General features: G+C 41.4%; 17 protein-coding genes. 6 read left to right on the plus strand and 11 right to left on the minus strand.

Features of this window, described 5'->3' with window-relative positions; genetic code table 11:
* Nucleotides 1-147: 147 nt before the first annotated feature.
* Complete coding sequence (locus tag I8748_RS18455; protein WP_198126029.1) at nucleotides 148-1,788, plus strand: tryptophan halogenase family protein; 1,641 nt, start codon at nucleotides 148-150, stop codon at nucleotides 1,786-1,788.
* Between the two features lie 139 nt (nucleotides 1,789-1,927).
* Here I8748_RS18455 and I8748_RS18460 read toward each other — a convergent pair whose 3' ends face one another.
* The 4 genes from I8748_RS18460 to I8748_RS18475 all read right to left on the minus strand — a co-directional run bounded on the left by I8748_RS18460 (nucleotide 1,928) and on the right by I8748_RS18475 (nucleotide 6,009).
* Complete coding sequence (locus I8748_RS18460; RefSeq protein ID WP_198126030.1) at nucleotides 1,928-3,187, minus strand: glycosyltransferase family 4 protein; 1,260 nt, start codon at nucleotides 3,185-3,187, stop codon at nucleotides 1,928-1,930.
* A gap of 564 nt (nucleotides 3,188-3,751) precedes the next feature.
* Nucleotides 3,752-3,949 (minus strand): hypothetical protein, encoded by a 198-nt coding sequence (locus I8748_RS18465; protein WP_198126031.1) that lies wholly within the window; start codon nucleotides 3,947-3,949, stop codon nucleotides 3,752-3,754.
* A gap of 135 nt (nucleotides 3,950-4,084) precedes the next feature.
* Nucleotides 4,085-5,365 carry a histidinol dehydrogenase gene (gene hisD, locus I8748_RS18470; RefSeq protein WP_198126032.1) on the minus strand — a complete coding sequence of 427 codons (1,281 nt, stop codon included), beginning with the start codon at nucleotides 5,363-5,365 and terminating at the stop codon, nucleotides 4,085-4,087.
* 260 nt (nucleotides 5,366-5,625) lie between these two features.
* Complete coding sequence (locus tag I8748_RS18475) at nucleotides 5,626-6,009, minus strand: H-type lectin domain-containing protein (protein WP_198126033.1); 384 nt, start codon at nucleotides 6,007-6,009, stop codon at nucleotides 5,626-5,628.
* A 660-nt stretch (nucleotides 6,010-6,669) separates the two neighbouring features.
* On the opposite strand from I8748_RS18475, the gene I8748_RS18480 reads away from it, so the two are divergent.
* Nucleotides 6,670-9,432 carry a CHASE2 domain-containing protein gene (locus I8748_RS18480; protein ID WP_198126034.1) on the plus strand — a complete coding sequence of 921 codons (2,763 nt, stop codon included), beginning with the start codon at nucleotides 6,670-6,672 and terminating at the stop codon, nucleotides 9,430-9,432.
* Nucleotides 9,433-9,486: 54 nt separating this feature from the next.
* Here I8748_RS18480 and I8748_RS18485 read toward each other — a convergent pair whose 3' ends face one another.
* Entirely contained in the window at nucleotides 9,487-9,708 is a 222-nt protein-coding gene (locus I8748_RS18485) for a hypothetical protein (protein ID WP_198126035.1), read from the minus strand.
* Nucleotides 9,709-10,468: 760 nt separating this feature from the next.
* Between I8748_RS18485 and I8748_RS18490 the strand changes: the two genes are divergently transcribed.
* Nucleotides 10,469-10,933 (plus strand): CYTH domain-containing protein, encoded by a 465-nt coding sequence (locus tag I8748_RS18490; protein WP_198126036.1) that lies wholly within the window; start codon nucleotides 10,469-10,471, stop codon nucleotides 10,931-10,933.
* Between the two features lie 73 nt (nucleotides 10,934-11,006).
* Here the strand turns inward: I8748_RS18490 and I8748_RS18495 are convergent, their stop codons facing one another.
* On the minus strand, nucleotides 11,007-12,554 hold the full coding sequence (locus I8748_RS18495) for an AAA-like domain-containing protein (protein ID WP_198126037.1): 1,548 nt from the start codon (nucleotides 12,552-12,554) through the stop codon (nucleotides 11,007-11,009).
* Between the two features lie 246 nt (nucleotides 12,555-12,800).
* A complete protein-coding gene (locus I8748_RS18500) occupies nucleotides 12,801-14,723 on the minus strand; it encodes an AAA-like domain-containing protein (RefSeq protein ID WP_318781240.1) in 1,923 nt (640 codons plus the stop codon).
* A gap of 340 nt (nucleotides 14,724-15,063) precedes the next feature.
* Here I8748_RS18500 and I8748_RS18505 point away from each other — a divergent pair, with 340 nt between their 5' ends.
* Nucleotides 15,064-15,972: a 1-aminocyclopropane-1-carboxylate deaminase/D-cysteine desulfhydrase gene (locus I8748_RS18505; RefSeq protein WP_198126038.1), complete on the plus strand. Its 909-nt coding sequence runs from the start codon at nucleotides 15,064-15,066 to the stop codon at nucleotides 15,970-15,972.
* A 151-nt stretch (nucleotides 15,973-16,123) separates the two neighbouring features.
* Here the strand turns inward: I8748_RS18505 and psbA are convergent, their stop codons facing one another.
* Nucleotides 16,124-17,206 carry a photosystem II q(b) protein gene (psbA, locus tag I8748_RS18510; RefSeq protein ID WP_198123038.1) on the minus strand — a complete coding sequence of 361 codons (1,083 nt, stop codon included), beginning with the start codon at nucleotides 17,204-17,206 and terminating at the stop codon, nucleotides 16,124-16,126.
* A 229-nt stretch (nucleotides 17,207-17,435) separates the two neighbouring features.
* On the opposite strand from psbA, the gene cofG reads away from it, so the two are divergent.
* Complete coding sequence (gene cofG / locus I8748_RS18515; protein WP_198126039.1) at nucleotides 17,436-18,395, plus strand: 7,8-didemethyl-8-hydroxy-5-deazariboflavin synthase subunit CofG; 960 nt, start codon at nucleotides 17,436-17,438, stop codon at nucleotides 18,393-18,395.
* Nucleotides 18,380-18,967: a GrpB family protein gene (locus I8748_RS18520; protein ID WP_318781241.1), complete on the plus strand. Its 588-nt coding sequence runs from the start codon at nucleotides 18,380-18,382 to the stop codon at nucleotides 18,965-18,967. Before cofG ends, I8748_RS18520 begins: the two co-directional genes overlap by 16 nt.
* Nucleotides 18,968-19,105: 138 nt before the next feature.
* Here the strand turns inward: I8748_RS18520 and I8748_RS18525 are convergent, their stop codons facing one another.
* The 3 genes from I8748_RS18525 to I8748_RS18535 form a co-directional block, all read right to left on the minus strand.
* A complete protein-coding gene (locus tag I8748_RS18525) occupies nucleotides 19,106-20,092 on the minus strand; it encodes a metal ABC transporter solute-binding protein, Zn/Mn family (protein WP_198126040.1) in 987 nt (328 codons plus the stop codon).
* A 941-nt stretch (nucleotides 20,093-21,033) separates the two neighbouring features.
* Nucleotides 21,034-22,068 carry a WD40 repeat domain-containing protein gene (locus I8748_RS18530; RefSeq protein WP_198126041.1) on the minus strand — a complete coding sequence of 345 codons (1,035 nt, stop codon included), beginning with the start codon at nucleotides 22,066-22,068 and terminating at the stop codon, nucleotides 21,034-21,036.
* 223 nt (nucleotides 22,069-22,291) lie between these two features.
* Nucleotides 22,292-23,263, minus strand: a complete 972-nt coding sequence (locus I8748_RS18535; protein WP_198126042.1) for a CobW family GTP-binding protein — start codon at nucleotides 23,261-23,263, stop codon at nucleotides 22,292-22,294.
* Nucleotides 23,264-23,434: the final 171 nt, after the last annotated feature.

The following is a 23,434-nucleotide window of genomic DNA, read 5'->3' on the forward strand; positions in this document are numbered from 1 at the left end:
GAATATTGAAATTGTGCCATATCTAAATAATTGTAAATACATAAAAATAACTTAATACAAAAATTAATTTATTGAATCAGACAATAAAAGTAATTAGTTTTGGATATCAGGAAAGTTATCCTATAAAATTTTCAAGGAAATATTCATATGTTAAAGAACATAGAAAGTATTGTCATAGTAGGTGGCGGTACCGCAGGGTGGATGACAGCAGCGTATCTGAGTAAAGCTTTCAAGAAAAATATGCAGATTACTTTAGTTGAGTCATCTAACTTAACAACAATTGGTGTTGGTGAAGCAACATTTAGCACTATCAAATTATTCTTTGATTTTCTCGGTTTGCAAGAATCCGAATGGATGCCAAAATGTCAAGCTACATATAAAATGGCCATCAAATTTGTCAATTGGAACGCCCAGAGAAGACACTTTTATCACCCTTTCCAGAGATATGAAGCAGTAGATGGGTTTGATGTCTCAGAATGGTGGCTGAAAATGAAGAAAGAACAGGATGCATTTGATTATTCCTGCTTTTTAATTCCGATGCTGTGCGATCATCAAAAGTCACCCAGGTATTTCAATGGACAAGTCTTTGATGATAAAGTTCAAAAGTTATTCAATCAAGAGGAAAATCAAGAAAAAAATGTACTATCAAATTTAAAAGTTCAGTACCCATACGCTTATCATTTTGATGCTAAACTGCTTGCTCAATTTCTGAAAGATTATGCAATGCACAGGGGTGTAAAGCTGATTGTTGATGATGTAGTCGAAGTCGGTTTAAGAGAAGATGGCAGTATAGATTGCATTCAGGCTAAAAACTATGGCGAGATCAGTGGAGATTTATTCATAGACTGTACTGGTTTTAGTGGTTTATTGATCAACCAAGCTTTGGATGAACCATTCATTTCTTTTTCAGAATCTTTACTGTGCGATCATGCGATCGCTATGCAAATACCAAGCGATATGGCAAAACATGGTATCAATCCTTACACGACTGCAACCGCGTTAAGTTCTGGTTGGGTATGGAACATACCCCTTTACGGACGAGCAGGCACAGGATATGTTTACTCAAGTGCCTTTATCTCTAAAGAAGCAGCAGAAGAGGAATTTCGCAAGCATCTGGGAGAAGCTGCTGATAATTGCAAGGCTTTGCATATCAAGATGAGGATAGGACGCAACAGGAATTCATGGGTGAAAAATTGCGTGGCTATTGGTCTTTCTAGTGGTTTTGTAGAACCGCTAGAGTCTACCGGAATATTCTTTATTCAGCACGGAATCGAAGAGTTAGTTAGCCACTTCCCAGACAAATCCTTCAATGAGGATCTAATCCGCAGCTATAATCAGGCGATCGCTAATTGTATAGATGGTGTACGGGACTTTTTAACACTCCATTATTATGCTAGCGATCGAGCCGACACACCATTCTGGAAGGCTACCAAGCATGATATCCTAGTCTCAGAAGAACTGCGTGAAAGGTTAAGGCTGTGGAAAAGTAGACTTCCAAACAATAAGAACATCAATCAGAACTATCATGGTTTCGAGTCTTACTCTTATTCTGTGATGTTGCTTGGGTTAAACTACATGCCTGAGACCAGTCTACCTATTTTAGATCTGATCGATGACCACAATGCTGTGTCTGTATTTAATGAAATTAAACAGAAAGCTGAATACTTGAGTGCTACTTTACCATCTCAATACAACTATTTAAATTATTTAGTACAAAGCAGCAAAAATCAAGCTAGCATGAAAAATGGTGAAGAAGTCGAGAATATAAGTCTTTTGGCTGTTGATTAGCGTTAGCAAAACTGACGCAGGATTGTCACCGCACCAAGCCAAAGTGCAGCTATGCTGGAAGCTTTTTTAGACTATTGACTATTGACAGCCTCAACTAGAAATTGATGATACTTGGCTAAGTACTAATCAACAAGGATTGCTATAGTGATTTAGTCTGAATGCTTTGTGAATAACCAAGGTTTTGATAAAAATTGATCACTTCTTGATATTTCAACACATAACGCTTCGCCATTGTTTTAACAGAATAGTTATTCCAAGTATCTTTAACCATCTGTTTGCGGTCAATATTATTTCCTACTGATTCAATCTTTGCAACCATTTCATCAACGGATGCTGCAAAATCTCCATTGATTCCTGGTTTAATTAACTCTTTGGCTGCTCCTCTATTAAAAGAAATAACAGGACAACCACAAGCCATAGCTTCAATCATCACCAATCCAAACGGCTCTTCCCATTGTATAGGATTTAAAAAGCAGTATGAACTTTTTAACAACTCTATTTTTTCCTCATTACTGACCGGGCCTATATATTCGGCACAATCTGGATTTGCTTCTATTAATGGCAGAACTTCTTGATAGAAATAATCGATGTGAGCAGGTAAATAATTATCTACTATCCCTGCAATAATAATTTTTCTTTTTGCTTTAATTGCTGCCTCTATTGCATATTTAGTTCCTTTCTCTCTCACAATTCTACCAATCCAAACCAGATTTTTTTGGGGTGATATTTCTCCTTGTACGAAATGATTATCTGGTAAACCATGAGGGATAACTCCGATAATATTTAAAGGTAGTTGGGAATCTCTCATCATGTTTTCCTTGGCTCTATCACTGATGGCAATTAGAGGAGTATCCTTAGCCCAATGAAAATAGTATTTATCTCCCTCACCTAGATGATTTTCTCTTCTATCAAAAGGAAAATTACTGTGTATAGTGCATATATGCGGCACTGCTATCTGAGCTGTAAGTTTCAAGATGATGAGGTCTGATGCAGAGGAAAGATGGGTATGTACAATATCATACTTGTGTGGATTATGCGCTATTTCTCTAAAGCTGTTAATCATGTGATATTCAGCTTCAAGATAGTTTGTCCAAGGAATTTTTTGCATAGAAAGTGAAGTTTCTATGTAAGATTTTAATTCTCCCCTTGTCTTGGAATCTCCTGATGCAAAAAGAGTAACATGATGTCCTTGGTTGACTAACTCTTCACTTAAATTACTGATAACTGCTTCTGTTCCACCATAATCTCTTGGAGGTACAGAAAACCAAGGGGCTGCTATTTGTGCTATTTTTAAATTTTGTCCATTAAAAGTCAAGTCATCATTGACTCTTGTCGGTTCTAAACTCAATTGATCTTCTTGAGTTTTTGAAACTTCAATATTTTTTGCTTGAGTAATCAAACTTCATACCTCCCGTGTATAATTAGTATAATTAATGAGTGAAAAAACTTATTTTTCCTCTGTTACTTGCTCTTAATAATATGGTTACAATACAACATGTTACAAATACCAGAAACATCTAGCTAAAGATATAGTTGTTATTAACTTTATCTTCCATGAGTTAACTTGCAGACATAAATATGCCTAATGATTGATAACTAATGACTGATCAGTTATCAACAGCTTTCTCGACAGAAGTACCTCTCCCAACTCGCAGTTTGAGCTAACGATGTATTTTCTTTTCAGAGTAGGCGAGAAAGTATAGCAAAGTGCGCTCGTGCTGTAGACGCTTGGTGCGGCTACTCTTCTCCTTCAAAGACGCTCTTGCTAGCTTGCTTAAGCGTAGGGGTACGAGAACGCCTAACGGCGAACCCGCTATCGTGGAGCCACTGCGTGAGACAAAAAAAGATTTATACAAGAAGTCTAGTTAAATACAGAGCATGGCAAGTCAAGAAAGTTATGTCCTCGATATACATGACATAACTTTTGACGATTATTACCTAAATTCCCTGTTTAAATATCCTGCTATTGCTTAACAGGAATTAAGATATCTGTTCCCTGAACTTGCAGGTATACAGGCTCAGGAGTATGTAAAATCTGAGGATTGTGTCCTGCAATCCAAGCACTAACACAATCAAGCATATCGATACCAGTTTCCCCTTCATCAAAATCGACTTCAAATACCCATGATTGATAAAGCGATCGCGGAATTTCAATAATCATTATCCAACTCCGAAATTATTTTAGCTTTTGAAGGGGAAGGAAAAGAAGGGGAAAGGAAAAAAGTAATTGTTCGGTTGCAATCTTAAACTTTTATCTACTTGCCAATATTTACTTCCCCTTCCCCTTCCCCTTCCCCTATTGCAAACGCACAGATACACTACCTGCATGGGCGGGTAAACCTTCTGCTTGTGCTAGCGTCACGGCTGCTTCACCTATTGTCTGCAACGCTTGTTGATTGCATTCTAAATAAGTTATCCGCTTGAGAAAGTCGTAGACACTCAAGCCAGAGGCAAAGCGGGCAGAACGCGCAGTCGGTAGCACATGGTTGGGGCCTCCTAAATAATCGCCGATGGCTTCTGGGGTATGGCGTCCCAAAAACAGACTACCAGCACACTTAATTTGATTGGCAAGCAGTTGTGGGTTATCTACGCACAATTCCACATGTTCTGGAGCTAGTTGATTGAGTAGTGGTATACTTTGTGCTAAATCGCTGACAATAATCACGGCTGCATGGTTTTGCCAACTGGCAGCAGCGACTTGTTTGGTGGGTAGAGTGGTGAGAATTTGCTCGACTGCTGCTATTACCTGTTGGGCGAAAGTTTCGGAATCAGTAATCAAAATTGATTGGGCGCTAGGATCGTGTTCTGCTTGCGATAATAAATCCCAGGCTATCCAGTCTGGGTTATTCTGACTGTCGGCTACCACGAGAATTTCTGAAGGCCCAGCGATACTATCAATGCCAACTGTGCCAAATACTTGACGTTTAGCTTCAGCAACATAAGCATTACCAGGGCCAACAATTTTATCTACAGGGGCAATGCTTTCTGTACCATAGGCTAATGCGGCGATCGCTTGCGCTCCACCAATGCTGTAAATTTCTGTGACACCGGCAATTTGGGCAGCAGCCAGCACCACGGGATTAAGTTCACCGCCAGGCATTGGTACTGTCATCACAATGCGTTCTACACCTGCAATTTTGGCGGGTAGGGCGTTCATCAACAAAGAACTAGGATAGCTAGCCCGTCCTCCAGGTACATAAATTCCCACTTGAGACAAGGCAACCCAATTCAATCCCAGTTTTACCCCGACTGTATCGGTATAGCCAATATCTTGCGGTAGTTGTTTTTGATGAAAAGCTGCAATTCTTTGGGCAGCTAGTTCTAGAGCCGCCTTGACATCGGCGGGACATTGTGCTGCTTTTTCAGCAATTAAGCTGGCGCTCAGATGCAAAGACTCTGGATTGTAGTGGTCAAAACGGCTAGTATAATCCTTGACTGCGGCATCTCCACGCACCTTGACATCAGCCAGAATCTCGCGTACTGTCCCACTTACATCAACTGTAGCTTCCCGGCGATCGCTAACAAGGGTTTTGAATCTGGCAGAAAAATCTTTGTCGGTAGTTTGAAGTAGTTGCATGGACAGTATCACAGAAGCGGTGAGGTCAATAATTAGTTTAAAGCGCGAGTGACCCAATTGGGCAGGAGAACTGTTGAGGAGGGGAGCAAGGGAAGAAATTTTTCATCGGTTTTGCTTCAGTACAACTATGCTTGGGGGAAACCCAAGACGGCGATGGCTCACGAGGAAAGCGATCGCGGGGGCCCGAGTTCCCCACTCCCCTCAAGTCAGGATTTGAGTATTCAAAATGACTTGGAAACATTCTCTTAATTGTTGTTCCACTATGAGTGTACGTACGTATATCTTTGATTAATTCGGTTTAAAACAACATTTGTGTTAGACAAGTTGGTACGTTCGATAGCTATCCAAGAAACGAAGACTCCACATACTTTGGTATCAGAACTAGTAACGTACTCTAAATCAAACCCACTGCTATCAACGTTGTTAACTTGAGGTTTTATACGCTGATGAAGTCCGTAGTCGCCTGCTAGTGAAACGGTTACTGTCGGGACAGACTCCGTAAATTTTTCAGGGAAGGTAATGCGCTGTTTGTAGACTCGCTCGCCACTGGTTTGGCTGAAGTTACAACCAGCACTTTCTGTCCAAGCTTTAGTGTTGCCAGTTTGAAACTTAAAACATTTATGATAAGCTTCCCATCCAGCCATTGTTTCTCCTTTGATTAATGTGTCTGTGCAAAATTTTTTACAATAATTGCAGAAGACAGTTTTTCAAATTGTGCAACCTTTTATGTATTTAAAATAAATTTTTCATAAAAGCAAGTGCTAAAAGGTTGATTTTTGAAATTTCGACTTGACAAAGTAGGGATTCACTGGCAAATCAATCAATAAAATCAATGTCATAAAAGTAGGATTAATTATAATTCTTGCTTCACAGGTAAGAAAAGTAAGAAAAGTAAGAAAATAGTATAAATATCTATAAGTTTTTTCATATCACATTTGCAGAGATAATCATTTTGGCTGATGACTGTTATCGGTCAGCGGTCAAGTACCTTCAAGGGTGACTATCTAGTTACTACCGTGTTTCATCAATTAGTATCAAAAAGTTTTATTTACTGAACCTGGCAGCTGCAAAGCATAATTAATTCGACGTATAGGTTCGGATAATTCGTAGCTTACTTGTTGCATACATTTCTTATGATATACTGTAACGTAATTATTAAGGTTCATACCTAAATACTAGGTACGAATTGACTTGCCAAAATAAGTAGTAATTGCGATAAGATAATTAGTATAATCTTTAACTAATAAGTATTTATACAAATTAATACCAGGTGCGGCCATTTTACTGTATCTCTAGATTGTCAAATGATTCAATATAAATATCAAGTTGGTGGTAGTTTAACTGTTGATGCTCCTAGCTATGTAGAACGACAGGCTGACGCGCAACTATATGAAGCGCTGCAAGCTGGTGAATTTTGTTATGTTCTCAACTCGCGGCAAATGGGTAAGTCTTCGCTGCTAGTCAGGACTCGGCATCGTCTACAACAAGAAGGATTTAAATGTACAACTGTGGATATGAGTAATATTGGCTGTGAAAATATTACCCCACAGCAGTGGTACAAGGGAGTGATTGGTGAGTTATGGTTAGGTTTTAAGTTATTAGGAAAGCTGAACTTGAAAGCCTGGTGGCAAGAGCAACAAGATATTCCTTTACCTCAAAGACTAAATAAGTTTATTTCCCAAGTACTGCTGAGCCAATTTCCCGATAAAAAGATATTTATATTTATTGATGAAGTTGATAGTATTAAAAGCTTAGATTTTGCAGTTGATGATTTTTTTGCTCTCATTAGATTTTGCTATAACCAAAGAGCAATTGATCCAGAATACAACCGCATTACATTTGTGCTTTTTGGAGTCACAACACCATCAGAATTAATTCAAAATCCTCAGCGCACCCCGTTTAATATCGGTAAAGCAATAGAACTGCATGGTTTTACCTTAGATGAAGTTCAGCCATTAGCTAAGGGATTAACATTTGAAGACAGTAATGCTCAGGCAATTCTCAAAGAAATTTTAGCATGGACAGGCGGGCAGCCATTTCTGACGCAAAAACTTTGTCAGTTGGTAGTAAATTCTAGTCAAAATACAGTCAGTAAACAATTGACAATTCCTCCTGGTACTGAGGCATTTTGGATAGAAAGTATTGTGAAGTCTTGCATCATTGAAAAATGGGCATCTCAGGACGAGCCAGAGCATTTGCGGACAATTCGCGATCGCCTGCTGTGTAACGAGGCACTTGCAGGACGCATCTTAGGAACATACCAGCAAGTTCTTGCAGGAGTGGACGTAGCAACCGATGACAGTCGAGAACAAATTGAACTACTGCTGTCAGGTTTGGTAGTCAATCAACAAGGATATTTAAAACTAAAAAATCCAATTTATCAAGCTGTCTTTAACTCAGAATGGGTTGCCAAACAAATTGATCATCTGCGTCCCTACGCCAAACGCTTGAATGCTTGGATAGAATCAAAAGAACAAGATCAGTCACAACTGCTGACAGGAACAAAATTGCAGTCAGCACTGAATTGGTCAAAAAATAAAAAACTCAGTGACTTAGATTATCGATTTTTAGCTGCTAGTCAGGAACTAGCAAAGCTGCAAATTGAACTGGATTTAGCAGCAGAAAAACAGGCAAGACAAATTGAACGCGAAAAAGCCGAATTTGCCATCTTTGCTGCTAAACAAGCTAATCAAATCTTGGCAGACGCACGCAGAACTGCTAGACGCAACGCTCAAAAATTACGTTTGGGCAAAGGCTGGATTGCAAGTCTTGCTGGGGGAGTTACCAGTTTAGTGCTGCTAATGCGTTTTAGTGGACTACTACAAGGTATGGAGTGGGCCATATTAGATAGCTTGTTTCAAGCACGTCCCCCAGCAAAAGTTGACCAGAGGATTACGATTATTAAAATTGATGAGTCAGATATTCAAAAAATTGGTCAATACCCACTGTCAGATCGGGTGTTGGCTCGAACCATCGAGACTTTAAAAAGCTACAACCCAAAAGCAATTGGGCTAGACTTGTATCGAGATATGCCTGTAGAACCAGGTTATCAAGAATTAGTTAAACAATTTAACACTACTCCCAATTTGATTGGTATTGAAAAGGCAGTGGGTAGCCAGGTTTATGCACCACCAGTTTTAGCTCAAAAGGGCCAAGTGGGTCTTTCCGATCAGATTCTAGATGGAGATGGCAAGATTCGCCGGGCCTTACTTTCAATTCGACTGGCAAACGGCGAATTACGTTTGAATCTCGGCTTGCGACTGGCGCTACACTACCTAGAAACTGCTAATATTACCCCAAAATCCTTGCCGAACAATGCTAATTACATCCAGTTGGGGAAAGCAGTATTTGTTCCCTTTCAAGCCAATGACGGAGGCTATGTACGGGCTGATACAGGGGGGTATCAAATTTTGCTTAACTTTCATGGCACTCAAGCGCAATTTGAGAACTTTTCCATTGCAGATTTGTTAAGTAAAAAGATTCCACCAGAAAAGTTACGCGATCGCATTGTTTTAATCGGTTCAACAGCTGAAAGCGTCAACGATATGTTTCAAACACCCTATAGTAACCGCATTTTTGGCCCTCCCCAACAAATGGCAGGTGTGATCGTCCATGCAAACATTACCAGTCAGATTTTAGATGCTGCCCTAGAAGGGCATTCTACACTACGAGTTTGGCCTGAAGAATTCGAGTGGCTGTGGATTTTGCTGTGGTCTGGGGTGGGAGCAGCCTTAAGTTGGCGAGTCAAGTCACATAGAGCAGTAATCGCTGCTGTAACCATCGCTTCTGGAGAAATGATTGCAATTGCTTACCTTGCCTTTTTAAACGGTTGGTGGATTCCCACTGTCCCGCCAATGATTGGGCTTGTGGTTGCAGCTATGACTCTGCCAATGATTACCAATAAGCAGTTAGAAAAAATTCAGCTTTGTCAAACTGTAGAGTTGCTAGTTGCTATTAGCAAAGACCAACCTGCTGCTGGACAAATCGCGATCGAATATCTCAAGCAAGCAGAGAGCTTGGAAAATCAAGCTTTAATTGAGCAGATAGTTTCTAATACTAATTCATAATTCGTAGCTAGATGATGAAACACTCTGCTGACAGTCATCACTCATCAGTTTTTCTTATTGATAAAGTTTAACTCGACTGCGAGAACCTGCACCAGAGCTATCTTTTGGTTGGTCTGTGTCTGGTGGGTTAAAACTATCTTGAAAAACAAGCCGTTTTGAGAAAGTAGCACTTCTGGTTGTGAATTCTGGTTTAGCTGGAGTAGCTAAGCTCAAGCTGAGTAACAACTCTATGGTTAAACAGAGTGTGAAAAGTCTTGGTAAAAAACTTGCTTTCATTGCAAATAGTTAGTAATTTTCGCAAAAACTGCTGTGGCAGTGGTACGTAATCATTTAGACAGATAAAACCCTGTTTACTTAGTCTGGCGATTAGTAAGCAGCGTCACCATCAAATTCTTAAATTGAACAAGGATTGCCTTCCAGGTAGGTATGACCGCGACAGAGGCAAGATCAATTAGGGAAGGTGAGTGAGAAAAGAGAGCTGGTAAAGTACGCTTTTAACAAAACTTACTTAAGTTATGCAAATGCAACCGTTGATTTCTTTAATTAGTTTAGTCGAAAGTGGGAAAAGTTGATTAAATCAATAAATTTTTCTGGTCAAAAAGTAAGAAAAGTGGGAAAAGTGGGAAAAGTGGGAGCATTGCATAATCTCAGGGTAATGACTGTAATGCAATCAGCTAGATGATTGCTGTGCAAAAAAGAGCGATCGCAATTCCAAAAGCCAATACAGTTCAGTTTGCAATCGACGCAAGGCTTAAAATGTGTAACTACTTTATCTCCTGCCTCCTATTTATTGCTCAAAAGCTGGAATAGTAAGATGAAATAAAAATACTGTAACTGCCTATACAAATTATCTAAATTACCGCTAAAAATTACTTTCCCCACTTTCATACTGACGCAAACCTTTTATCTAACTAGCGAGGTTTGGCGTCAGCTACATTTCGTAATATTGATAACATGGCTAATAAAATGGTACGCTTTTTGAGGCTAGAATCCAGTTAATTATTCTCCACCAACCAGAGCAACAACCGAACCTCAAATGGCAAAAGAAATAGAGCGTAAATTTTTAGTCAAAGGGGATAGTTGGAGAAAACTAACCGAAGGTACTCTGTATCGTCAAGGATACATTGCTACACAAAAAGAAGCTACTGTACGTGTCCGCATAGTAGGCAACCAAGGTTATTTAACGATTAAAGGCCCCAGTGTCAAATATTCTAGAGCCGAGTTTGAGTACACTATTCCTATTGAAGACGCTCAAGAAATGCTAGATACATTGTGCGATCGCCCTTTAATAGAAAAAATCAGGTACAAAGTAAAGTGGGATAATTTGATTTGGGAAATAGACGAGTTTGATGGTGTCAATAAAGGGCTAATATTGGCAGAAGTCGAACTCACTGATGAAAAACAACAGATTGCACTGCCAGACTGGATAGACAAAGAAGTTTCTGAAGACCCCAAATATTTCAACAGCAATTTAGTGAAACATCCTTTTTCACAATGGTAGGGATGTCAGTTGTTAGTTGTTAGTTGTTAGTTGTCATTTGTCAGTTGTGATTTACCTGATCCCCAGTCATCAGTCATCTTATTCTATTCCCAATTTTTTCCTGAAAGCTTGTCTGTTGTTGATTAAGCTGTGATTCCAAAACTTCAATTTTCCTTAAAAGTGATACTCCCCAGATGACAGAAATCATAAACTTAATAGTCATACCCAGCAACAAAAATGTCACAACTTTGGTAGACTTTCGCTGTTGAGCCTGTCTTTTTTGTTGTTCACTTAATCGTGCTTCAACTTCTTTGGCACGTTCTGCCTCCAATGCCTGTTGTACTTCTTTACGATCTAATTCTTCACTAGCAGCTAAAAATCGATAATCTAAGTTACTCAAGCTTTTGCCTTGTGTCCAGGTTTGGGCATCAATCAAGGCTTGTCCACGCAATAGGCGGGATTTGTCTTCTTGCTTTGAGGCTATCCAGGCATTGAGGGCTTCGGAATAGGGACGCAAGTAAGCTAATTGTTTTTCCACCCATTCAATGTTAAAAACTTCTTGGTAAATGGTATTTTTAACTCTGAGAAAACCTTGCTTTTTAGATACCAAACCAGACAGCAACAGTTCTACTTGTTCTTGACTGTCATCAATTGGTACTTCAATGCCTTGTAGGATGTGCTGATAAATTCCTAGCAATCTCCCGGCAGAATGTTCATTTCTGAGGATGCGATCGCGAATTGTCCGCAAATGCTCTGGTTCATCTTGCGATTCCCATCGATCAATAATATGCGATCGCACGACGCTTTCTACCCAAAATGTTTCTGTTCCCGGAAGAACTTTGAGCTTTTTACCCATATCATCCTGAGATAAACTGACAAACAGCCGACATAGTTTTTGGGTAAGAAAAGGTTGCCCTCCTGTCCAAGCTAAGATTTCTTTGAGAACTCTTTGGGAATTGATACCGTTAATGTCCAATCCCTGAGCTAGGGGTTGGGCTTCTTCAAAGCTGAAGCCATCTATTTGTATGGCTTTACCGATATTAAAGGGAGTAGTATGATTTTGATGTTGAATTAAATCTCTTGGTGTAGCGACCCCAAAAACAGCAAACGTAATCCGCTCATATTCAGGAGCGATCGCTCGTTGATTGTAGCAAAAGCGAATCAAGCTAAAAAAGTCATCGACAGAAAAACCAAGATTCTTAATACTATCAATTTCATCAATAAAAATAAACAGTCTTTCGTGAGGATATTGATTTAACAGGATTTCCGAAATAAACCGACTGAGTTTTTGCAGTAAAGAGATATCATTGTGTTCTTGCCACCAGGCTTTTAAATTCAACTTTCCTAACAGCTTCAAACCCAACCATAAATCACCCACAACTCCTTTGTACCACTGCTCTGGAGTTATATTTTCAGAACCGATATTAGTCATATCGATAGTGGTACATTTAAAACCCTCTTGTTGTAAGCGATGCTTGGTTTTTACTAATAGTGAAGATTTGCCCATTTGTCTACAACTCAGGACATAGCAAAACTCTCCCTGCTTCAAAGCTTTGTAGAGTTCCACATCTGCCTGACGTTCAATATAACTAGGAGCATCAGTAGTTAGTGTGCCACCAACTTGGTAACGATAATTGTTCATTTATTTAGAATTTTTTTGGTAAGTAGAACGTAGAAACTAGGAGGTAAAACAGGGCAAATCCAGTGGATTTCTATAGCTGGTGTTTTCCATTTAATTATGTCCACCTACTTAATTATTTCTAAAAAATGGCTTTCTACCTAGAAATTTTTAAGGATTCATCAAAACTTTGATTTCTTTTGTTTGCAAGATCAGTCGTGCCGCTGTTAGCACTGGATGCCAGTCGCTCATAGAAAGCGACTGACGAATCTACTCTTTTCTCTTTGATTGCACAAGTGCTTCTTCAGCAGCAGCAATCAACATACTCGGTGAATTTTCATAGCTAGGTTTTACACTTGCAATTCCTAAACTAACACTGAAAATGGGAGTAGGAAGTGGATCAAGTTGAGAATTAGCGTGAGCGATCGCTAATGCTTTTACCATCTCACGAATGTTTTCTGCAACTCCAATAGCAATATCAGCGTTTGCTTGTGGCAAGATTGCAGCAAACTTGGTCTGTTCATAGTGTGCTATGAGAGTAGCCTGATGTTTCAGGCAGTTGCGGATAGTACTGGCAATGCGCTGCAAGTTATTATTTGCAACTAAATACCCATGATTGTCACTGTACAAGTGAAAGTAGTCAATTTCACACACAATTAGAGATAGGGGTACAGCCGATGTTTGCCACTGCGGCCACTCCATTTCGAGATATTGTTTGAAGTATTGTAAATTGATGAACTGAGGCAGTATATCAGTTGTATTGACAAGGGAATACTTTTGTGGTTTCTTTGCAATCGAAGTACCAAAAGCGTTAGCAGTATTTTGCTTTACCAATTGTTGATGAAAATAAAAGCGATATAACTCGCAGCTGATGCGGGCTTGATTGCCATCGAGTTGCACTAAACCCATACTTTCAAGCTTATAGCCAGCGATCGCATCTAGTTCTACTGTTTCATTAACCGACACCACCTGCTGCATAGCTGACATAAGTTGTGGTTCTTTTTGCAGTAGCGTCAATAGTTCTCGCAAATGCTGACTGTAAATTCCTGTTGGTGTAGATGCTGTTTGTAATAACTCCTCCAGCGTCATTTTTCCTTGGCGCAGATGATAAAGTGCCAGGTTCACCAGATAAGGATGCCCTCCAATCATTGCTTGCAAGGATGCTAGACGTTTTGCTCCTTCTATGTTTGCTGCCCAGTCTAGTCCGTAGCGCTGCGCCAAACTCTGTACTTGTTCTAAGGTAAACGCAGGTAGTGAAACTGTCACCCCCACGTTGAATGGAGATTGGTTGAGCTGGAGGGGAATATAAATTTCTGTTGTGTGAACAACCACAATTCGCAGTTTTTGCCAAGTCTGATCCTGCTTTGCTTGTTCGTGCCAAAATCGTAGCATGGGCAAGAAGTCTTGAGCAATGTTGGGATGTTCAAAAATCCGATTGACTTCATTCAAAGCCAAGACTATGGGGCTATTTTCAACGTATTGCAGTAAATAACCCTCAAAGTAGATTTTGCAGCTCACCTTGCTGCCCATCTCCGCATCCCAAAAATCATCCAGACTGGGTACAAGGTTCAACTGCCTGGCGACATTAACGCAGAACCAACGCAGAAATTTATCTAGCGAAGCAAAAATGTCTTCATCAGCTTCTTGAAAGTCTAAATAGACAATTTGACAACCCTGCTTTCTAGCGTGAGCAATCATCCGGTTGAGCAGTGAACTTTTCCCCATTTTCCTGGGTGCTTTGATTCGCAGCAAGCAACCAGGTTGCATAATTTCATTAAAAATCAGTTGTTCCAGGGGAGGACGATTGATATAAAAAGGAGAATCCAGGGGCACAGGGCCGTTGGGAAAGTCCATTTTGTTAGTTAAGAATGAGTCTAAAAAAACTTTTTCTGGTCTATATTCTGTTATAAATTCCTCTTGAGGCTGATGTAAATTTAGCTCTGTACTGTCTTGGTGATATTTCCCCAAAACTAAATGCAGGTTCTTTTTCGTGACTCTCTGTCCTAGTACTTCGGACAAGTCGTGCCACAACTGAGAGCCAACTTCCTTGATATATTCACTACGGTATCCCGAACCATTCGCCATCTCCCCATAAGTTTTGCCTAACCAAGATTGGTGAAGCACAAACCGCTGAATGTATCCGAAAGGCCTATCTTGCAGAATTTTTTCTACTGCTTCCAGAAGTTGCTCCACAATTAATAAAAATTATATGTAAGTAGATTTACGTATTTGAGACTATTTATTAATAATATACATCCAAAGAAATATTTATACAAAGAAAATTAATATACTTTTGGGCATGGGGGAGCCACTGTGAGGCAGTAGGGTCTTAGGGTCTCACGCCACTCCCCTCAAGTGGCGTCATGAGGCATGGGTAAGAGTTACCAATGCCCAATTCCCAATGCCCCAAAGGACTACGGTCAGGCAGTGAAAGAGTAAAGGCTGAAAAAACAAATCTTTACAAATTGAAATCAAAGAAAAATAGAGTATTTTGATAGCGATCGCTCAAAGCTGAAAATATTATTGTTTGTTCATGTCGTTAACTTTTGCTCCTCCTGCTAGGCAACAAATCCACAGTAAAATCGCCCACAGCGTTGGCGTTGAGTTGTATGTGCTGCGTCTCGATCTCATACACCCGTGGGTTAATGGCAATAAGTGGTTCAAGCTGAAGTATAATCTGTTGGAGGCTAAGCAGAAGAATTTTACAACGCTGCTGACTTTTGGTGGCGCCTATTCTAACCACATCTATGCAACGGCAGCAGCTGGTAATCTTTTTGGATTTCGTACTATCGGTGTGATTCGTGGTGAGGAAAGGCTACCGTTGAATCCTACATTGCATTTTGCTATACAGCAAGGTATGCAACTTGTGTATCTTGACCGCAATGAATACCGACAACGAAACACAACAGCGTTACACGAAGAATTAAAGCAACGTTTCGGTGAAGTATTTATTATTCCCGAAGGCGGTAGTAATTTGAATGGTGTGCGCGGCTGTATGGAGATAGCTAGCGAAGCGACAGGATTTGATTATATCTGCGTAGCTTGTGGTACAGGTACAACCCTAGCTGGGATCGCGCTTTCACTGCATCAAAGGCAGCGAGTGCTAGGTTTTCCTGTCCTCAAAGATGGGGCATTTCTCACTGAGGAAATCAACAGCTTGGTGAAGAATTATCTGGTCTCTGGTTTGCCGAAACCATCAAATTCTCCACCATCCTGGGAATTGATGTGTGATTATCATATGGGCGGCTATGCAAAGGTAAATGATGAACTGTTACTGTTTAGCCAGCAGTTTAGGCAGGAATATGACATACCTCTCGATTACGTATATACCGCTAAAATGTTTTACGGTGTGATGGATTTGCTACAGCGGGGATTTTTTCAAAAAGGCGATCGCTTGCTGTTGGTACACACTGGTGGCTTGCAGGGCAATACTAATTCGTAATTCGTAATTCTTAATTCGTAATTAAGAAACTATCACTAAGTAGGGTGTGTTGTCGCGTAGCGCAACGCACCCTACCATAATTAAAGCCCGACACCAAAAAGCGCCCCCCCAATTGGGAGAGCGCTTTTTAATTGATTAGACGTGGCTAGAATTAACCGTTGATAGCAGGAGCGCTGATAGCAACAGGAGCAACATCACCAGCAGCCAAGTCTAAGGGGAAGTTGTGAGCATTGCGCTCGTGCATTACTTCCATACCCAAGTTAGCGCGGTTGATGATATCAGCCCAGGTGTTAATCACACGACCTTGGGAATCAATCACAGACTGGTTGAAGTTGAAACCGTTCAAGTTGAACGCCATTGTGCTGACACCCAACGCGGTGAACCAGATTCCGATTACAGGCCAAGCTGCTAGGAAGAAGTGCAAGCTACGGCTGTTGTTGAAGGAAGCGTATTGGAAGATTAGACGACCGAAGTAACCGTGAGCAGCTACGATGTTGTAGGTTTCTTCTTCTTGACCGAATTTGTATCCGTAGTTTTGTGATTCGTTTTCGGTGGTTTCACGAACTAAGGAAGAAGTTACTAGAGAACCGTGCATTGCACTGAACAAGCTTCCACCGAATACACCAGCCACTCCTAACATGTGGAAGGGGTGCATCAGGATGTTGTGTTCTGCTTGGAAGACGATCATGAAGTTGAAGGTTCCGGAAATACCCAAGGGCATACCATCAGAGAAGGAACCTTGTCCGATTGGGTAAATCAAGAAGACTGCGGTTGCTGCTGCTACGGGAGCAGAGAATGCTAGGCAAATCCAAGGACGCATTCCTAAGCGGTAAGATAGTTCCCATTCACGACCTAGGTAGCAGAATACGCCGGTCAGGAAGTGGAAGATTACTAGTTGGTAAGGGCCACCGTTGTACAGCCACTCATCAAGAGAGGCTGCTTCCCAAATTGGGTAGAAGTGTAAGCCAATTGCGTTGGAGGAAGGTACTACTGCTCCGGAGATGATGTTGTTTCCATACAGTAGGGAACCTGCTACTGGTTCGCGGATACCGTCGATGTCTACTGGAGGTGCGGCGATGAAGGCGATGATGAAGCAGGTGGTTGCAGCTAGCAGGGTGGGGATCATTAGTACGCCGAACCAACCGATGTATAGGCGGTTGTTGGTGCTGGTGATCCAGTTGCAGAACTGCTCCCATACGTTGGCGCTAGAGCGCTGCTGTAAGGTTGCTGTCATGGTTTTATAAGTGCGGTTTATTGTTTATGGATTAGGTAGGTGTTTCTACCTGTAAACTAATGTAAAGCAATTATTGCGTTTTGTAAAGTATTTTGAGAAAAAAATCTTAACAATCCTGTGCAAAGCTCCCAAACATTGATTTTGCAAGTGTTAGAGGATGTTTGATGTTGTGGTATCTAAGAGGGAACAGGGAAATTCCCATTTTCTATTCCCCATTCCTTTTAGTCTTATGCCAACTAATAATTCTTGCATTGTCACTTATAGCCCTGCTTATACAATCGTTCCCACTTACGAGTGTTTTAATCGCTGTACCTACTGCAACTTCCGCACCGAACCAGGTCAAAGTCCCTGGATGACACTATTAGCAGCAGAAAGCGTTTTAAAACAACTTCAAGGCGAAAATGTTTGTGAAATTCTAATACTCAGTGGTGAAGTGCATCCGCGATCGCCAAAGCGTGAAGCATGGTTGCAGCGGATTTATGATTTGTGTGAATTAGCACTAGCAATGGGATTTTTACCACATACAAATGTGGGGCCGCTGAGTTGGGAAGAGATGCAAAAGCTGAAAAATGTTAATGTTTCAATGGGTTTGATGCTAGAGCAGTTAACACCAGCATTGTTAAATACTGTACATCGGCACGCGCCGAGTAAACTACCACAAGTTAGACTGCAACAATTACAATGGGCGGGAGAGTTACAGATTCCCTTTACAACGGGGTTACTGTTGGGAATTGGGGAAACCCCTGATGATTGGTGGGAAACATTAGCAGCCATATCCCAACTGCATCAACGTTACCATCACATACAAGAAGTCATCCTGCAACCCCACAGCCCAGGACATCAGCAAAGTTTTGATGCACCACCTTTTGACCCCCATCAGTTACCAGAAGTCATTGCCAAAGCACGACAAATTTTACCGCCAGATATTACAATTCAAATTCCGCCGAATTTAGTTAAAGATGACCGTTGGTTACTTGCTTGTATCGAAGCTGGCGCTAGAGATTTAGGCGGAATTGGGCCAAAAGATGAAGTCAATCCTGACTATCCCCATGTTCAGGAGCAAGCATTAAGAGAAATTTTACACTCTGGTGGGTGGGAGTTAGTGCCGCGATCGCCAGTGTATCCACAATTTGATCAATGGTTGTCTGAAAAATTGCAAAAAGCGGTCAAACAGTGGCGAAATGTATAATTTTCATTGCCCAGACTACAGGATTAGTCATCATGGCAATGAAAGTAGAAATTGTACCACACGACCCGGCGTGGCGTGGCAAATTTGAGAATGAATCAAAGCAAGTTGCTTTTGCATTTGGTGAAAATTTAGTTGTTATTCACCATATTGGCAGTACAGCAATTCCTAATATCCATGCCAAGCCCATCATTGATATGTTGGTTGAGGTCAAAGACATTGCTAAAGTAGATCAGCAAACTGATGCGATCGCTGCATTAGGTTATGAAGGCATGGGCGAATTTGGCATCCCAGGTCGTCGTTACTTCCGTAAGCATGATACAACAGGCACTAGAACACATCATATTCACACGTTCGCCCTTAGCTCATCGACGGAAATAACAAGGCATTTAGCCTTTCGAGATTACATGATTGCATATCCTGAAGATGCACACAAATACAGTGAATTGAAGCGTCAGTTAGCCAAACAGTATCCAGACGATATCTATGGTTATATGGATGGCAAAGATGGCTTTATCAAGGAGATGCAAACAAAAGCAGTAGCATGGTGGGCAGCGCAGAAACTTGAGAGTTAATTGAGAATGATACAAGATATCAGGTAATACAAATTTTATAATTGATAGGCGTAGGGGCGCGGTTGCGACGCCCCGACAAAAGCTATCAGTCATCATTCAACAACTTCAAGCCAGATAACTTAATTTCTGGAAGTTTCCTTATTGAGATTTTGCTTCAAATTTTAAATAAGTCCCTCCCAACCCTTCTACAATTGTGCGTGTATTAGCAACCATCATTTTCTGATATGTATCCCCATCACTTCCTGATTCCCCAAGTCCATCGGTATAAAGTTCTCTTTCTGAAACTTTCACTTGGGCTTCTTGGGCTATGGACTGAATTAACTCAGGATTCATTGTTGTCTCTACAAAAATTGTCGTGGCTTTAGCCTGCTGAACGTCTTTAACTAAATTTTGAACTTGTGTATTTGTCGGTTTTTCCTCAGTGCTAATACCTGCCAATGCCCCTCCCAAGGAAAGACCGTATGCTTTGGCGTAATAACCAAGTGCATCATGGGTTGTCACTAATTTGCGTTTCCCGCTGGGAATGCTGGCAATTCTTGACTTTATCCAACTATCCATTTGGATTAGTTGATTTTTGATTTGGCTGGCATTGTCACTATAAGTTGCTGCATTGCTGGGTTCTAATTTCTTGAGGTTGCTGCTAATTACCTCCACCATACTGATAGTATTCTTGGCATTGTGCCAAATATGAGGGTCTGTGACTCTGCGGCCATTTTCCCGAAATTGCTGTGGCTTGGGAACTGCAAGTTGACCAATAGCTATTTTGGTTGCAGAGTTTTGAGTTATTTTAATTATTTTGATCAATCCTGGTTCCAAATTGTAGCCATTGTAGAAAATCAACTTTGCTTGCTCAATGGCTTTGCGGTCTTCTGGTTTTGGTTGATAGACATGGGGGTCTTGACCTGGAGAAATTAAGCAGGTAAGGTTGATTGTATTCTCGGCAACCTGTTTGATTAAGTCACACAGTACACTTGTAGTTGCTACAACTTTGGGCAAATTTTCGTTGATGCTAGCGGACTGATTAAAAGAGGTGCTTGCTGCTTGATTTCCACACCCAACAAATCCAATGGTCAAAGCAACAAGGCTAGCTCGTAAGGAATAATTTAATAGTAACCTTTTTGACATCCTTAATTCCTGCTAGATGTATAAAATGATAATGATTATCACTAGATAATTAGCGAAATGCTAGAGTTTCAAAACTACTGATGACTGATGGCTGATGACTGATGATTGATGGCTGATGACTGATGACTGTTGACTGTGAACAATCAACAATTTAGTATGAAATATTTTTTTGTCAGTCCTGTAGTGCTTCCGGTAAGTGGTGTAGTGCAAATCCACCTTTGCTGAAGTAATTACGCTAAAGGTCGCAAATTGACCAAGATTATCGGGTTAAGGTGTGGAATGTATTGATGGGGCGTACTCATACGGGTCAATTTCGCAGATCAAGTCGTGAATCTAAAGCAATTGTAGCGGTGGTTTCGCAAAGTGTGAAAATTGAATTGTTTTGACGACAGATTGGTGAATTTTTGGGGAAATTGTTGACTGCTAACAGAATATTTTTACTCAGTAATGATAAGTGATCTGTGATGCTGCTTTCAGGCAGATGCAGACCGACTTGTTTATGTAATATTGCTAAACTGTTTCCGAACCCTTGACCCCGCTAAGGGACTTCCAACTAAAAAAATATCCAATCGTTAGGGGAAGCAGGGGGAGCAGGGGAACTCGGGGCCCCCACGACCGCTCGTGAGGAGCCACTGCGGTGAGGCAGTACGGTCTTGGGGTCTCACGCCACGTGCTTCAAGTCGGCAAAGCCGCCCAACGCAGTGGCTCCCCAAGTGGAGTAACTGCCGTTAGCGTAGCGGTAGCGAGCTTGCGAGCGTCACCCGAAGGGTCTTGGGGTCTCACGCCACTCCCCTCAAGTCGGGAGACCCGCCCACAGGGGTGGCTCCCCAAGTGGAGCATGTGGCGTTGGGGATTAGGGGTAGCAGGGGAGCAGGGAAAGAGGAAGAATTTGATCAAAATCTTCGCTTTTGCTCATTGAATAATTTAATTTCTGGAAGTCCCTAAGCTTTTGACCAAATGAATAATTCGCCTTTTTCGCCGCCTGCGGCCAGTAACTTACCTTGAGGATGCCAAGCTAGGCTGGAAAATCCTGCTGAAACACCTGTGATAATTTGGGATACTTGGTTGGCTTCGTTCCATATACACAACCAGCCATCAGCAGCAGCAGAAGCGAGAAGGAAGCTTTTTGGTGCAAAAGCGATCGCAGTGATCACATCCACATGATTAGTTAAAACTCGTGCTTCCCAACCTAAAGAATCATCCTCTAACTTTTCCCAAACTACAATACCTTCAACGCTGGAAGATGCCAGTAGCGGCGCACCCACTTGCGTGGTAGCTTCTGACCATGCCAATTGGCGAATTTTACCGGGAAAGCCACGCATTACCCAAGGGTCGGGGTTATTCCATTCCAAAACTGTGACGCTGCGATCCATGTTACCAGAAGCCAAGAATTTGCCGTCTGGCGACCAAGCCATAGCCACACTAACAGTTGACATATTCAAAACGTATGGTTCTTCATCCCAGTTTTGACTGTGCCAAATCTTAACTCCCTTGTAACCACCAATAGCTAAGTATTGTCCATCCCTACGCCAATCAATACCCAATACAGACGAGTTGTCAAAATTCAGCGTGACGACAATCTCACGAGTATCTGCATTCCAGACTTGGACGTAACGTCCCAAACTAAAAGCTAATTGATTACCAGTGTGACTCCAAGCCAGCTTATCTACCCATGCTGGGGCATTTTCCAAAGTAGCAATTAATTCTGTATCCTGCCAGATTTTTACCTGTCCATCCTGTCCACCAACGGCTAAAAATTTCCCATCCGAGGAAAAAGCCAAACAGTCAACTGATTTACCGTTACCAGTTTGTAAAGTTGTTAGTTCACCATCATTCCACAGCACAACTTCACCAGCTGCGGTAGTTGCTGCTAGAGTTTTGCCTTGTGGCGACCATGCAAGCGCCGTCACATAATCTGAAAGCGTCGCTGAATAGTGTTCTTCAAATTCCTTGGATTTGCTGGTTGTGGTGTTCATCGTAGAGGGAATGGGGAATGGAGAATTGGGAATGGGGAACTCGGGGCCCCCTCTGGGGATAAGGGGCGATGGGGAATTGGGAATTGGGAATTGGGAATTGGGAATTGGGAATTAGGAATTGGGCATGGGGCATGAGAAAAAGCAGTTACTTCCTACTTCTCCCCTCATCCCCCTCATCCCCCTCATCTCCCCTACTCCCCACTCCCTACTCCCTACTTCCCTTCTATACTAAACAGGCGAGAAAATCTTGTTTGAGTTGGGCTTCGTCAAGATTGCGACCGATAAAGACTAGTTCGTTTTTACGGGTTTCACTGGGTTTCCAGGGGCGATCGGGTCTGCCATCAAATATCATATGCACGCCTTGAAACACAAATCTATTATCTTCTCCAGTAATATTTAAAATGCCTTTCATCCGAAAGATATCTGGGCCTTGGGTACGCAGTAACTCAGAAAGCCAAGCGTTTAATTTTTCTCCATCGACTGCACCAGCTTCTACTAAAGCCACAGAAAAGACACTATCATCATGTTCGTGAGCATCTTCACCTAAGAAATTTGGATCAATTTCCAATGCGCGGTCTAAATCAAAAGCTTTCACACCCAAAAGGGCATTCATTTCTAATTCTGAGTTGCGGGTACGGTAGATTTTAGCCATAGCATTCATCGCCCGAATCCGTTTTTCTAATTCATCTAACTCTTCTGGCGCTACTAAATCAGTTTTATTAAGTAAAATTACATCAGCAAAAGCAATCTGTTCTTGTGCTTCGTCTGCATCCCAATGTTGCCAAATATGCTTGGCATCTACCACTGTGATCACTGCATCTAGAGATAGTTGTCCTTGCAAATCTTCATCAACAAAGAATGTCTGAATCACTGGTGCAGGATCGGCTAGTCCAGTAGTTTCAATTACTAAATGGTCAAACTTATCACGCCGCTTCATCAAGTTACCGATGATCCGAATTAAATCACCACGCACTGTACAGCAGATGCAGCCATTGTTCATCTCAAATATTTCTTCATCTGCATCAATAACCAATTGGTTATCAATACCCACTTCCCCAAATTCATTAACAATCACAGCAACTTTTTTGCCATGTTCGTAGGTGAGGATGTGATTGAGTAGAGTTGTTTTACCCGCTCCCAAATAGCCTGTCAGAACAGTGACGGGAACTGAATTTGTGATTACGTCAGCTACCATACTCTAAGTGCCTCTTGTCTCACCATATGGATAATCCTTATCAACCATAATCAATATAATGGGGAATTGGGAATTGGGCATGGGGAATTGGGCATTGGGAATTGTTATTAGTTATTTCTCCCTATCAGCCCTGCTCCCCATCACCCCCGCTCCCCTGCTCCCCCACTCCCC

The organism is Amazonocrinis nigriterrae CENA67, assembly GCF_016056305.1.
Classification (GTDB): domain Bacteria; phylum Cyanobacteriota; class Cyanobacteriia; order Cyanobacteriales; family Nostocaceae; genus Amazonocrinis; species Amazonocrinis nigriterrae.

What these genes read in the sequence shown, in the direction of transcription:
- hisD (WP_198126032.1), bottom strand. Translation starts at nt 5,365, where the DNA reads ATGCAACTACTTCAAACTACCGACAAAGATTTTTCTGCCAGATTCAAA.
- I8748_RS18505 (WP_198126038.1), top strand. Translation starts at nt 15,064, where the DNA reads ATGTCGTTAACTTTTGCTCCTCCTGCTAGGCAACAAATCCACAGTAAA.
- I8748_RS18495 (WP_198126037.1), bottom strand. Translation starts at nt 12,554, where the DNA reads ATGAACAATTATCGTTACCAAGTTGGTGGCACACTAACTACTGATGCT.
- I8748_RS18465 (WP_198126031.1), bottom strand. Translation starts at nt 3,949, where the DNA reads ATGATTATTGAAATTCCGCGATCGCTTTATCAATCATGGGTATTTGAA.
- I8748_RS18475 (WP_198126033.1), bottom strand. Translation starts at nt 6,009, where the DNA reads ATGGCTGGATGGGAAGCTTATCATAAATGTTTTAAGTTTCAAACTGGC.
- I8748_RS18535 (WP_198126042.1), bottom strand. Translation starts at nt 23,263, where the DNA reads ATGGTAGCTGACGTAATCACAAATTCAGTTCCCGTCACTGTTCTGACA.
- I8748_RS18530 (WP_198126041.1), bottom strand. Translation starts at nt 22,068, where the DNA reads ATGAACACCACAACCAGCAAATCCAAGGAATTTGAAGAACACTATTCA.
- I8748_RS18525 (WP_198126040.1), bottom strand. Translation starts at nt 20,092, where the DNA reads ATGTCAAAAAGGTTACTATTAAATTATTCCTTACGAGCTAGCCTTGTT.
- I8748_RS18455 (WP_198126029.1), top strand. Translation starts at nt 148, where the DNA reads ATGTTAAAGAACATAGAAAGTATTGTCATAGTAGGTGGCGGTACCGCA.
- psbA (WP_198123038.1), bottom strand. Translation starts at nt 17,206, where the DNA reads ATGACAGCAACCTTACAGCAGCGCTCTAGCGCCAACGTATGGGAGCAG.
- I8748_RS18490 (WP_198126036.1), top strand. Translation starts at nt 10,469, where the DNA reads ATGGCAAAAGAAATAGAGCGTAAATTTTTAGTCAAAGGGGATAGTTGG.
- I8748_RS18485 (WP_198126035.1), bottom strand. Translation starts at nt 9,708, where the DNA reads ATGAAAGCAAGTTTTTTACCAAGACTTTTCACACTCTGTTTAACCATA.
- I8748_RS18480 (WP_198126034.1), top strand. Translation starts at nt 6,670, where the DNA reads ATGATTCAATATAAATATCAAGTTGGTGGTAGTTTAACTGTTGATGCT.
- cofG (WP_198126039.1), top strand. Translation starts at nt 17,436, where the DNA reads ATGCCAACTAATAATTCTTGCATTGTCACTTATAGCCCTGCTTATACA.